This window comes from Acidovorax sp. ACV02 (genome assembly GCF_014851475.1).
Lineage (GTDB): Bacteria > Pseudomonadota > Gammaproteobacteria > Burkholderiales > Burkholderiaceae_C > Acidovorax > Acidovorax delafieldii.
Map to the genome: position 1 here is coordinate 24,305 of NZ_JACUZU010000001.1, position 13,441 is coordinate 37,745.

Annotated in this window: 8 protein-coding genes; all 8 read left to right on the plus strand. The window is 60.0% G+C overall.

Features of this window, described 5'->3' with window-relative positions; all coding sequences use genetic code 11:
* Nucleotides 1–23: 23 nt before the first annotated feature.
* The 8 genes from IB236_RS00120 (at nucleotide 24) to IB236_RS00155 (ending at nucleotide 13,145) form a co-directional block, all read left to right on the plus strand.
* Nucleotides 24–1,532 (plus strand): Ig domain-containing protein, encoded by a 1,509-nt coding sequence (locus IB236_RS00120; RefSeq protein ID WP_192418170.1) that lies wholly within the window; start codon nucleotides 24–26, stop codon nucleotides 1,530–1,532.
* A 370-nt stretch (nucleotides 1,533–1,902) separates the two neighbouring features.
* Nucleotides 1,903–3,006, plus strand: coding sequence for a 3-dehydroquinate synthase (gene aroB, locus IB236_RS00125; RefSeq protein ID WP_192418172.1), 1,104 nt, complete (start codon nucleotides 1,903–1,905; stop codon nucleotides 3,004–3,006).
* Between the two features lie 80 nt (nucleotides 3,007–3,086).
* Complete coding sequence (locus IB236_RS00130) at nucleotides 3,087–4,244, plus strand: deoxyguanosinetriphosphate triphosphohydrolase (protein ID WP_370539875.1); 1,158 nt, start codon at nucleotides 3,087–3,089, stop codon at nucleotides 4,242–4,244.
* Between the two features lie 65 nt (nucleotides 4,245–4,309).
* Nucleotides 4,310–4,909 carry a DUF1415 domain-containing protein gene (locus IB236_RS00135; RefSeq protein WP_192418175.1) on the plus strand — a complete coding sequence of 200 codons (600 nt, stop codon included), beginning with the start codon at nucleotides 4,310–4,312 and terminating at the stop codon, nucleotides 4,907–4,909.
* Nucleotides 4,909–5,859, plus strand: a complete 951-nt coding sequence (locus IB236_RS00140; RefSeq protein WP_225580889.1) for an SAM-dependent methyltransferase — start codon at nucleotides 4,909–4,911, stop codon at nucleotides 5,857–5,859. The genes IB236_RS00135 and IB236_RS00140 overlap by 1 nt, the downstream gene beginning before the upstream one ends.
* Before the next feature lie 148 nt (nucleotides 5,860–6,007).
* Nucleotides 6,008–6,724 carry a transposase gene (locus IB236_RS00145; protein ID WP_192418177.1) on the plus strand — a complete coding sequence of 239 codons (717 nt, stop codon included), beginning with the start codon at nucleotides 6,008–6,010 and terminating at the stop codon, nucleotides 6,722–6,724.
* 161 nt (nucleotides 6,725–6,885) lie between these two features.
* Nucleotides 6,886–11,619 (plus strand): glutamate synthase-related protein, encoded by a 4,734-nt coding sequence (locus tag IB236_RS00150; protein WP_192418179.1) that lies wholly within the window; start codon nucleotides 6,886–6,888, stop codon nucleotides 11,617–11,619.
* A gap of 47 nt (nucleotides 11,620–11,666) precedes the next feature.
* On the plus strand, nucleotides 11,667–13,145 hold the full coding sequence (locus tag IB236_RS00155; RefSeq protein ID WP_192418181.1) for a glutamate synthase subunit beta: 1,479 nt from the start codon (nucleotides 11,667–11,669) through the stop codon (nucleotides 13,143–13,145).
* Nucleotides 13,146–13,441: the final 296 nt, after the last annotated feature.

The window sequence follows — 13,441 nt, forward strand, 5'->3', positions numbered from 1 at the left end:
TGGTATAAAATTTAGGAAAGCCAATGTTGAAATATTTTAAAATCTTGTCCCTCGCATTGACAGCTGCCTTGTCGGCTTGTGGTGGTGGTGGTGGCAGCTCGGGTGAGACCCAAGAAGCTTACACAATTACTGTACGAGCTGAGAAAAGTCAATTGCCTTTGAATGTGGCTGGAATTCAACCTGGTATTGGTGTCTACAGGCCTTATACTACAACAGTCTATGTTGATGCTCGTAAAGGCAGTTTCCCTATTCCAGGAGGCGAAGATATATTTGCTTGCAATATGAGTGCTGGTTTGGATACTGGGGCTCTGTACTACTTGGATGGAAAGGCAGAGCACGAGACGGAAGTTAGTGATGGTAATGGGGGTACGGTTAAGGTCCCCATCGCTTTTAGAAACATTACTTTGGGGTCGAATTCCGGCGGAAACTCCTTCCACTTCCATTCGGCTAATCAAGCTGGGACCGCGCGCATTGTGTGCTCTGTTACCGATCCGCGAGATAAACAGCAGAAGTTTGCGAGTGTTGATATTTCCGTCGGCGGCGCTACAGGTAAACCTGCTAGTGTCCGATTAGAGGCTCAGATACCGGGTTATCTGGGCAGTAAGAACAACGCGAACGGTCTTTTGTCTCAAATGGCAATACAAGCGTTTGTGCTGGACGATGCTAATCAGCCCGCTACGAGCGTCACTGGTGGCAATGTGCAAGTTCGCATTATTGCTGGCACGGAGGCTGCGCAGGGTGCCCGTTTGGTTGCAGGTGCTCAGAGTGGAAGCGTGTTGCAGTTGCCTTCGGTGGGTGGCGTGGCAACATTCTCTTTGCTCAGCGGTACTGAAACCGGGCCTATCTTTCTCGAGTTGGCAACGGATCGATTCGACAACAACGTGAGCAATGGAATCACGGACCCCATTACCGCCATTTATCCCATTTCTGTGCTCGAGGCTATCACTGCGCCTCCAGTATTCGCTGACGTGGATTTGGGCGATGTGACCAAGGAGGTTCCCTTCACTTCGCTGCTAACAGTCACGGGGGGCTTGCCGCCGTACACGTGGAGTGCCACCGGATTGCCTGCTGGATTGAGTGTGGACCCCAGTACAGGATTGCTCAGTGGCAAGGCCAGCAAGGATGCGGAAGAGCGTGAATACCGTGCTACGGTCACCGTAACAGATAAAAATAAGGTTTCTGCGTCGGGTGTTGTCAGGCTCAAGCTGGTTGGTGGATTGCCGGAAGATTTCGCGATTGGCGATTGCAATTCGAATGCTGTGTGCTCGCTCGGTTCGGCTCCTGTCGGTGTCAATTTCACCTACTCGTTTGTGTCCTCGGTCAGTGGCGTTACGTGGCAGTTCACCAGTTTGCCTGCATGGCTGACGAGTGGAACGACCGGTACGGCAGGTGTTCTGAACGGCAGGCCTTTGGTCGCCAATTGCGGTGCGAGTCAGTTTGTGGTGACGGCAACCAAGGGCGCTGCAACAGTAACCCGCCGGTTTAGCATAACAGTCGTCAGCGGAAGCACTCCTGCCCTCGCTTGCCCTTAATGAGAAGGCTGGTCTCTTAGTCCGCAAATCGCGCGACTGCTGAGACGTCTCGACTCGAATCCCCGGCATGTCCGGGGATTTTTTTGGGTGCTTCTTGAGCTTGTTAGTGTTCTTTGACTGTTCTGTTCTAGCCACGAATGGCATGAACTGGAGGGTGACATTTACCAGTGAGTATCGCTACTGCGTGCCAGCCCCATGGCTACCTGTTGGTGATGACTTGGGTTTGAGATATTTTCCCGGCTCGCTGGGCCAGCGGTCGGTGGCGCTATGACCTGGTTTCGATCACTATTTCAAAAGAAGCAGTGTGATGCAGGCAAAATGGCAGGAGTCGTGTACCCCACCGTCTATCACTTTGAGTTCCCAAATATCCATGCCCCCGATTGCCCAAGAAGTTTCTATTGATCTGGGTGAGCGCAGCTACAGCATCGCCATTGGCGGTGGTCTATTGGCTGATGCCGCATCCTATGAAGGTCTGCCTCACGCCTCTACCGCGCTGATTGTTAGTAACACCACGGTGGCTCCCCTCTATGCGGAGCGACTGCGAGCAGCACTTTGCAGCCGATATGCGCAGATTCACGAGGTCCAGCTACCGGACGGCGAGGAGCACAAAAACTGGCAGACCTTGCAATCGATTTTCGATGTTCTATTGGAACGCGGTTGTGATCGCAAGACTGTATTGTTCGCGTTGGGGGGAGGGGTTGTTGGTGACATGACGGGGTTTGCGGCGGCCAGTTACATGCGTGGCGTACCTTTCGTGCAAGTCCCGACCACTCTTCTGGCCCAGGTGGACTCATCGGTGGGCGGTAAAACCGGTATCAATCACCCGCTTGGCAAGAACATGGTGGGGGCCTTCTATCAGCCTCGGCGGGTCATTTGCGATTTGGATGTGCTTGGCACGTTGCCTGCGCGTGAGTTCAGTGCTGGTCTGGCTGAAGTCATAAAGTACGGACCGATTGCCGACGTGGAGTTTTTTTGCTGGCTCGAACAGCACATGGATGATCTGATTGCGCACGAGCGCAGCGCGCTGGTTCACGCCGTGTGCCGCAGCTGTGAGATCAAGGCTTCGGTGGTGGGGCATGACGAGCGCGAATCGGGGTTGCGAGCCGTTCTCAATTTCGGTCATACCTTTGGCCATGCCATCGAAGCAGGCATGGGCTACGGTGTGTGGCTCCATGGCGAGGGCGTTGGGGCAGGGATGGTCATGGCGGCTGAGCTGTCGCACAGACTTGGTTTGCTAGAGGAGAGTTTTGTGAGCCGCTTAAGAGGGCTCGTCCGCCGCGCGGGGCTGCCGACCCGCGGTCCGCTTCTGGACGACAAAGACAACGCGGGGCGCTATCTACAGCTGATGCGCTTGGACAAAAAGTCCGAAGCGGGTGAAATCAAGTTCGTGTTGATTGATGGCCCAGGGAGAGCCATGTTACGAAACGCGCCTGATGCCTTGGTGCGAGAAGTGATCGATGCCTGTTGCAGTTGAGAGGTTGCTGGTTCTTTTCACTACGGCTGTTGAATTAATGGCGGCCTGCATATGACTTCTAGGCGCTGGAGGCTAATTTGATCCCAGTGCAAGATCTGGCCGACTACGCTTGTCATCCCGCTGCTACACGGGGGCGGCGTTATCCTGAAAAGCCTGCGCCCACTCGAACCGAATACCAGCGAGACAGGGACCGGATCGTTCACTCTACGGCATTCCGGCGCCTGGTCTACAAGACGCAGGTCTTTCTCAATCACGAGGGGGATCTGTTCCGTACGCGCCTCACCCATTCTCTGGAGGTGGCGCAACTAGGGCGTTCCATTGCGCGGTCACTTCGCATCAACGAGGACCTGGTGGAGGCTATATCGTTGGCGCATGACCTGGGTCATACGCCCTTTGGACATGCGGGCCAGGATGCGTTGTTTGGCTGTATGGCAGACCATGGCGGGTTTGAGCACAACCTGCAGAGTCTGAGGGTGGTGGATCAGCTGGAGGAGCGCTATCCACAGTACGACGGGCTGAATCTAACCTTCGAGACGCGTGAGGGGATTCTCAAGCACTGCTCGCGGTCGCATGCGCAGCAATTAGAGAAAGATGAGCCAGATGGCGTTGGTGCCCGGTTCTTGCGCAGGCAGCAACCCAGCTTGGAAGCACAGTTGTGCAACCTAGCGGACGAAATTGCCTACAACGCGCACGATATCGACGACGGTGTTCGCTCGGGTTTGATCACACTGGCCCAGTTGCGGGAAGTGCCGCTGTTTGACATGTACCGCGCAGCCGTTCAGAAAGAATATCCGGAGCTTGCGCAGCGACGCCTTCTGTACGAGGCCATCCGGCGCATGCTCAGTGCACAGGTCTATGACGTGATTGACGCCACGCAGTCGGCGCTTGCTGAACATGCGCCCTGCGATGTGCTGGCGGTTCGCCAATCGCCGCCTTTGGTGATGTTTGGCGGGGTGATGCGTGCAAGGTCCTCGGAACTCAAGCGGTTCCTCTTTCAAAATCTTTACCGCCATCCTCGCGTCATGGAGACAACGCGGCGCGCCCAAGAGGTTGTGCGTGACTTGTTTGCAGCATATACAGCTTCGCCCCACGAGATGAAGGCCGCATTTGCCGAGCAAGCTTCCCTGGACAGTGGCCCACGGCGTGCCAGAGCCGTCGCGGATTTTATCGCCGGTATGACCGACCGGTTTGCGGCGCGGGAGCATGAGCGCATAACGGGGCGGCGGCTTTTCGACTGATCAATGGGGTGGAGGAGGGGTCTGTAAAATCTAAGACTCTTCACCGCGTTCTGAGCGCCCGTTTCATGACTTCCTCCCCCCCTTCCATCTCTCTCTTCATCTGCGATACCGTCCGGTGGCTGGAGCGGGCGGTGATTGGTCTGAATCTCTGTCCCTTTGCGAAGGGAGTTCACGTCAAGGGGCAGATTCACTACGCGGTCACGCTGACGAAAGACCTGAATGAGGTGCTGGAAATTTTGCGCAGTGAGTTGTCCGCCCTCATAGCTACACCAGCCGAGGTGCGAGACACCAGTTTGCTGATACTCCCCAACTGCCTTCCGGATTTTCTGGACTTCAATGACTTTCTGGAGCGTGCGGAGGCGTTGCTGGAGGAGATTGAGCTCGATGGCGTATTGCAAATCGCAAGCTTTCATCCCCAGTTTCAGTTTGCAGGCACGGGTGCGGACGACGTAACCAACTGTACCAATCGCTCGCCCTATCCCACGCTACACCTGCTGCGGGAGGGGAGCATTGACCGAGCTGTAGAGGTGTTCCCTGAGGCAGAAACGATCTTCGAGCGAAACATTGAAGTGCTGCAGGCGCTGGGCATGCAGGGATGGTCTGCGCTGGATATTGGGCCGGGTGCTAGCGAGCGGCTGACATCGGTATCGAGCAAGGCTGTGTAATGACGAAAAGGACTAAAGAACGCTCTGCAGCCCGCACACAGTCGCCCGGTACCCCGCGTTCTCCGGCGTCAGGGGTCAAAGTCGATCCGGCGGAACTGTCCGAGCTACGCCCTGGCCAATCGGTAGAGCTGCTCAAGGAGCTGCACATCCTCACCCGGGATGGCCGCCTCAATCAGGACTCACGCCGCAAGCTCAAGCAGGTGTACCACCTGTTCAACTTCATCGAGCCCCTGCTCACGGAGCTGTCCGCCCAAGGCGGTGGGCCCACGTTGGCGGACCACGGCGCTGGCAAGTCCTATCTGGGTTTCATCCTGTACGACCTGTATTTCAAGGCGCTGGGCCACGGGCATATCTACGGGGTGGAGACCCGGGCGGAACTGGTAGAGAAGTCGCGGGCGCTCGCGCAACGGCTTCATTTTGAGCGGATGTCGTTTCTCAATCTATCCGTGGCCGAGTCTGCGGATGCCCGTGAGTTGCCCGACCAGATCGATGTGGTCACCGCCTTGCATGCTTGCGACACCGCCACTGACGACGCGATTGCCTTCGGGCTGCAAAAAAAGGCCCGGGCCATGGTTCTGGTGCCCTGTTGCCAAGCGGAGATGGCAGCCTGCCTGCGCCAAGGCAAGGCCTTGCAGTTGGCGCGCACGCCCCTGGCGGAGCTGTGGCGTCACCCCTTGCACACCCGCGAACTCGGCAGCCAAGTGACCAATGTGCTGCGCTGCCTGTACCTTGAGGCCAATGGCTACCAGGTCACTGTGACCGAGCTGGTGGGATGGGAGCACAGCATGAAGAATGAGCTCATCATCGCGCGCTACACCGGACAGAAAAAACGCAGCGCGGCCGAGCGATTGCGTACGCTTCTCGGCGAATTTGGCCTGGAACATGTCATGGGGGCGCGGTTTGGCGTCGGTGTGGTAGCAGACCCAGTGGAGAACTTGGCTACGCATTGACGCGTGCCCAAAAGGCGCGCAAGGGCAGGCCAGAATCAGGCGCGCGCCTCGCTATCTTCGTGGCGGACGATGGGCGTTGCCAGCTTGCATCGATGAAAAATAGGGGACAGGTCTATGATCGTGACTCCCATATTCCTGATCAAGACCCATGGCCCGTTTGCCACGCCTGACCCTGCCGGGTCATTTGCACCACGTCATCCTGCGGGGCAACAACCGCCAGCCGATCTTCCATGGAGTAGAAGACTTCGACGCGCTGCTGGCGCTGTTGATGGACAACGCGCTGAAATATGCCGTGGCCGTCCATGCCTATGTGCTGATGGACAACCACTTTCACCTGCTGGTTACGCCAGCCTCGCAAGACGGACTGCCTCAGATGATGCAGGCGGTGGGGCGCCGGTATGTGCAGTACTTCAACCGCCGGCATGCCCGCACTGGTACTTTGTGGGAGGGGCGCTACCGTTCCACGGTATTGCAGCCGGAACGGTATTTGCTGGCGTGCATGGTGTACCTGGACCTCAACCCTGTACGGGCCGGATTGGTGCAGCAGCCCGCTGACTACGCCTGGTCCAGCCATGCACACTGGTTGGGCTTGCGCAACGACCGGTGGTTGACGCCCCATGCGCTGTATTGGGCTTTGGGCAACACCCCGTTTGCGCGCGAGGCCGCCTATGGCGCACTGGTGCAGGCGGGCCTGGGGGCGTCGGTGCAAACGGCTTTGACCGACTCGGCACACAGCGGGTGGGCTTTGGGCGACACCGAGTTTCTTGCGGGCCTGCAACAGCAGACCCCGCGCCGCGTGACTCGGGGAATGCCTGGCAGGCCTCGAATGGCAAAAAATCATGCGAAAACCGACGAGGGCGCTTGAAATCATTGGCCTCATTGCTATTGATTTTAATATGTCCCCAATAATATGCTTATCTGATTTGTGGTTTGCTTAATAGGAATCTGACCCTAATTAAACTGCTTGCCAAAATATGCTGCAATGCACTAACCTCGGCTCCCCTGCGAAAAATATAGGAGTGCGCCATGACCACGGCTGCCGAGATCCAGCATCTGCAACAACACGGTTTGTATTCATCGGGTAACGAACACGACGCCTGCGGCCTCGGGTTTGTGGCCCACATCAAGGGCATCAAGCGCCACGACATCGTGACGCAGGCTCTGAAGATTCTGGAAAACATTGACCACCGTGGCGCGGTGGGTGCTGACCCGCTGATGGGCGACGGCGCCGGCATCCTGATCCAGATCCCTGACGCGCTGTACCGCGAAGAAATGGCCAAGCAAGGCGTGACCTTGCCCGCGGCTGGAGAATACGGTGTGGGCATGATCTTCCTGCCCAAGGAGCATGCCTCGCGTCTGGCTTGCGAGCAGGAGATGGAGCGCGCCATCAAGGCCGAAGGCCAGGTACTACTGGGCTGGCGCGATGTGCCGGTGAATGTGGACATGCCCATGTCCCCCACCGTGCGCAAGAAGGAGCCCATCCTGCGTCAGGTGTTCATCGGCCGTGGCAACGACGTGATCGTGCAGGACGCGCTGGAGCGCAAGCTGTACGTGATCCGCAAGACGGCCAGCGCCAACATCCAGGCCCTCAAACTCAAGCACAGCAAAGAGTATTACGTGCCCAGCATGTCCAGTCGCACCGTGGTCTACAAGGGCCTGCTGCTGGCCGACCAGGTGGGCGTGTACTACAAGGACCTGTCGGACGAGCGCTGCATCTCGGCCATCGGCCTGGTGCACCAGCGTTTCTCCACCAACACCTTCCCCGAGTGGCCGCTGGCCCACCCATACCGCTACGTGGCGCACAACGGTGAAATCAACACCGTCAAGGGCAACTACAACTGGATGAAGGCCCGCGAAGGCGTGATGGCCTCGCCCGTGCTGGCTGCTGACCTGCAAAAGCTCTACCCCATCAGCTTTGCCGACCAGTCCGACACCGCTACGTTCGACAACTGCCTGGAACTGCTGACCATGGCGGGCTACCCCATCAGCCAGGCCGTGATGATGATGATCCCCGAGCCCTGGGAGCAGCACACCACCATGGACGAGCGCCGCCGCGCCTTCTATGAATACCACGCCGCCATGCTGGAGCCCTGGGACGGTCCGGCCTCCATCGTGTTCACAGACGGCCGCCAGATCGGCGCCACGCTGGACCGCAACGGCCTGCGCCCCTCGCGTTACTGCATCACCGACGACGATCTGGTCATCATGGGCTCCGAGTCAGGCGTGCTGCCTGTGCCCGAGAACAAGATCGTGCGCAAGTGGCGCCTGCAGCCCGGCAAGATGTTCCTGATCGACCTGGAACAAGGCCGCATGATCGACGACGACGAGCTCAAGGCCAACATCGTCAACACCAAGCCCTACAAGCAGTGGATCGAAAACCTGCGGATCAAGCTGGACAGCATCGAGACGGGCGAAGCCGCCGCGGTCCCTGCAGCTGCCGGCCTGCCGTTGCTGGATCGCCAGCAGGCCTTTGGTTACACCCAGGAAGACATCAAGTTCCTGATGGCGCCCATGGCCAAAAACGGCGAAGAAGGCATCGGCTCCATGGGCAACGACAGCCCGCTGGCCGTGCTGTCGGGCAAGAACAAGCCGCTGTACAACTACTTCAAGCAGCTGTTCGCCCAGGTGACCAACCCGCCGATCGACCCGATCCGCGAGGCCATCGTGATGTCGCTGAACAGCTTCATCGGCCCCAAGCCCAACCTGCTGGACATCAACCAGGTCAACCCACCGATGCGGCTCGAAGTGAGCCAGCCAGTGCTCGACTTTGCCGACATGGCCAAGCTGCGCGACATCGAGAAGTACACGCAAGGCAAGTTCAAGAGCGCGACCATCGACATCACCTACCCGTTGAGCTGGGGCCGTGAGGGCGTGGAAGCCAAGCTGGCCTCGCTGTGCGCGCAGGCCGTGGATGCCATCAAGGGCGGTGCCAACATCCTCATCATCAGCGACCGCGCCGTGAGCGCCACGCAGGTGGCCATCCCCGCGCTGCTGGCGCTGTCGGCCATCCATCAGCACCTGGTGGGCGCAGGTCTGCGCACCACGGCCGGCCTAGTGGTCGAAACGGGTACCGCGCGCGAGGTGCACCACTTCGCCGTGCTGGCGGGCTACGGCGCCGAGGCTGTGCACCCCTACCTGGCCATGGAAACCCTGGCCGAAATGCACAAGGACCTGGGCGGCGACCTGTCGGTCGACAAGGCCATCTACAACTACGTCAAGGCCATCGGCAAGGGCCTGTCCAAGATCATGTCCAAGATGGGCGTGAGCACCTACATGAGCTACTGCGGCGCCCAGCTGTTCGAGGCCATCGGCCTGAACACGGAAACCGTGGGCAAGTACTTCACCGGCACCGCCAGCCGTGTGGAAGGCATCGGCGTGTTCGAGATCGCCGAAGAAGCCATCCGCATGCACAAGGCCGCGTTTGGCGACGACCCCGTGCTCGAAACCATGCTGGACGCCGGTGGCGAGTACGCCTGGCGCGCCCGTGGTGAAGACCACATGTGGACACCTGACGCGATTGCCAAGCTGCAGCACAGCACGCGCGCCAACAACTGGAACACGTACAAGGAATACGCCCAGATCATCAACGACCAGAGCAAGCGCCACATGACGCTGCGCGGCCTGTTCGAGTTCAAGATCGATCCGTCCAAGGCGATCTCGATTGATGAGGTCGAACCTGCCAAGGAAATCGTCAAGCGTTTCGCCACGGGCGCCATGTCGCTGGGCTCCATCTCCACCGAGGCGCACGCCACACTGGCGGTGGCCATGAACCGCATTGGCGGCAAGAGCAACACCGGTGAAGGTGGCGAGGACGCGGCACGCTACCGCAACGAACTCAAGGGCATCCCGATCAAGAAGGGCGACACCCTGAAGAGCGTGATCGGCGCCGAGAACGTGGAGGTCGATCTGCCCCTGCAGGACGGCGATTCGCTGCGCAGCCGCATCAAGCAGGTGGCGTCGGGCCGCTTCGGCGTGACGGCGGAGTACCTGTCGTCCGCCGATCAGATCCAGATCAAGATGGCCCAAGGGGCCAAGCCCGGCGAGGGCGGTCAGCTGCCTGGCGGCAAGGTGTCCAACTACATCGGCAAGCTGCGCCACAGCGTGCCGGGTGTGGGCCTGATTTCGCCACCGCCGCACCACGACATCTATTCGATCGAAGATCTGGCCCAGCTGATCCACGATCTGAAGAACGTTGCGCCGCATGCTGGCATCAGTGTCAAGCTGGTGTCTGAAGTGGGCGTGGGCACCATCGCGGCAGGCGTGGCCAAGTGCAAGAGCGACCACGTGGTGATCGCTGGGCACGACGGCGGCACGGGCGCTTCGCCCTGGTCGTCCATCAAGCACGCGGGCGGCCCATGGGAAATCGGCCTGGCCGAAACCCAGCAGACGTTGGTGCTGAACCGCCTGCGCGGCCGCATCCGTGTGCAGGCCGACGGCCAGATGAAGACCGGCCGCGACGTCGCCATCGGCGCACTGCTGGGTGCTGACGAGTTCGGCTTTGCCACGGCGCCGCTGGTGGTGGAAGGTTGCATCATGATGCGCAAGTGCCACCTGAACACCTGCCCCGTGGGCGTGGCCACGCAGGACCCCGAGCTGCGCAAGAAGTTCTCTGGCAAGCCAGAGCATGTGGTGAACTACTTCTTCTTCATCGCGGAAGAAGTGCGCCAGATCATGGCCCAGCTGGGCATTCGCAAGTTTGACGACCTGATCGGCCGCACCGACCTGCTCGACATGCGCCAGGGCCTGGAACACTGGAAGGCACGCGGCCTGGACTTCAGCCGCCTATTTGCCCAGCCGAACGTGCCCGCCGATGTGCCCCGCTTCCACGTGGACGTGCAGGATCACAACATTGAGCACACACTGGACCGCAAGCTCATCGAGCGCAGCAAGCCTGCCATCGAAAAGGGTGAGCGCGTGCAGTTCATCGAGGTGGCGCGCAACGTGAACCGTTCGGTCGGTGCGATGCTGTCCGGCGCGGTCACCCGTGTGCACCCCGAAGGCTTGCCTGACGACACCATCCGCATCCAGCTGGAAGGCACGGGCGGCCAGTCGTTTGGCGCGTTCCTCACCCGCGGTATCACGCTGTACCTGATCGGCGACGCCAACGACTACACGGGCAAGGGCCTGTCGGGTGGCCGTGTCATCGTGCGCCCCAGCATCGACTTCCGGGGCGAGGCGGTGCGCAACACCATTGTGGGCAACACCGTGATGTACGGCGCCACCACCGGTGAGGCTTTCTTCAGCGGCGTTGCCGGTGAACGCTTTGCGGTGCGTCTGTCGGGTGCCACGGCCGTCGTCGAAGGTACGGGCGACCATGGCTGCGAGTACATGACTGGCGGTACGGTGGTGGTGCTCGGCAAGACCGGCCGCAACTTTGCAGCAGGCATGAGCGGCGGCGTAGGGTATGTGTACGACGAAGACGGACAGTTCGACACGCGCTGCAACCTGTCGATGGTGACGCTGGAGCGCATCCTGCCCGCCACCGAGCAGGAAGCCACGGTCCCCCGCTCGATCTGGCACAACGGCCAGACGGACGAGGCCCAGCTCAAGAAGCTGCTGGAAGACCACAACCGCTGGACGGGCAGCAAGCGCGCGCGCGAGCTGCTGGACAACTGGGCCGCATCGCGCAGCAAGTTCGTCAAGGTCTTCCCGACCGAGTACAAGCGTGCGTTGGCTGAAATTTATGAACGAAAAGTGCTGGAGGAGTCCGCTACACCAGCGGTAGCTGCTACCAAAAAAGAAGTGGCCCCCGCCAAGTAAGGCGGCGCCACACCCTTCGCACAGCATTCATAGACAAGGACATCGTCATGGGAAAAACTACCGGCTTCATGGAATACGAGCGCGTCGAAGAGGGCTACAAGCCCGTGCCCGAGCGCCTGAAGCATTACAAGGAATTTGTCGTCGGGCTCGATGAGACCCAGGCCAAGGTGCAAGGCGCGCGCTGCATGGACTGCGGCACACCGTTCTGCAACAACGGCTGCCCGGTGAACAACATCATTCCCGACTTCAACGACCTCGTGTACCACGCGGACTGGAAGAGCGCGATCGAGGTGCTGCACAGCACCAACAACTTCCCTGAGTTCACCGGCCGCATCTGCCCCGCACCTTGCGAGGCTGCCTGTGTGCTCAACGTGAACGACGACGCTGTGGGCATCAAGAGCATTGAGCACGCGATCATCGACCGCGCCTGGGCCGAAGGCTGGGTGCAGCCGCGCCCCGCCAAGCACCAGACGGGCAAGAAGGTGGCTGTGGTGGGCTCCGGCCCCGCAGGTCTGGCGGCTGCGCAGCAACTGGCCCGCGCTGGCCACAGCGTCACGCTGTTTGAGAAAAACGACCGTGTGGGCGGCCTGCTGCGCTACGGCATCCCCGACTTCAAGATGGAGAAGTCGCACATCGACCGCCGCGTGAAGCAGCTCGAAGCCGAAGGTGTGGTGATTCGCACCGGTGTATTCGTGGGCGCCGCGAAGGACGGCTTGGGCAAGGATTCCAAAGTCACCAACTGGGCCAAGGAAACCGTCACGCCCGAACAGCTGAACAAGGAGTTTGACGCCGTGCTGCTCACCGGTGGCGCCGAGCAGTCGCGCGACCTGCCTGTGCCAGGCCGTGAGCTCGACGGCATTCACTTCGCCATGGAATTCCTGCCCCAGCAGAACAAGGTCAACGCGGGCGACAAGCTCAAGGGCCAGATCATGGCGACGGGCAAGCATGTGATCGTGATCGGCGGCGGCGACACCGGCAGCGACTGCGTGGGTACCAGCAATCGCCATGGTGCAGCCAGCGTCACCCAGTTCGAGGTGATGCCCCAGCCCCCTGAAGTGGAAAACCGCCCCCTGACGTGGCCTTACTGGCCACTCAAGCTGCGCACCAGCTCCAGCCACGAAGAAGGTTGCGTGCGCGAGTTCGCGATCTCCACCAAGGAGTTCACGGGCGAAAAAGGCAAGGTCAAGAGCCTGACTACGGTGCAGGTCGAGTTCAAGGACGGCAAGCTGGTCGAGATTCCTGGCACCGAAAAACACTACCAGGCCGATCTGGTGTTGCTGGCCATGGGTTTTGTGAGCCCGGTCGCGCCGGTGCTGGAGGCTTTCGGCGTCGAGAAGGATGCCCGAGGCAATGCCCGCGCCACCACGGACTTTGACGGCGGTTATGCCACCAACGTGCCCAAGGTGTTTGCGGCGGGCGATATCCGCCGGGGTCAGTCACTGGTGGTTTGGGCCATCCGTGAAGGCCGCCAGGCCGCGCGTGCGGTGGACGAGTTCCTGATGGGATATTCGGACCTGCCCCGCTGATCCTGCGGTTTCTCGCACCCTCCAAGCAACGGCGCCTTCGGGCGCCGTTTGTGTTGACGGGGCCTTTGACGGTGGTGCAATGGCCGGGCGTCAGCCTTCTGGACGCTTTGTTGGCACAATCAGGGGTTCTGTCAATCCGGGCTTGCCTCGGTCTCGCTCGATTGGGACCGCTGGCTGTTGTGCTTTTTCTTTACAAACATGCATGAATGTATGTTTGTGTCTTCGGCTACCATCTGCGCTCCATTTTCCGGGGGCGGATGCCGTTTTGGCAGGCCTCAGATCAGACATCCATTTCT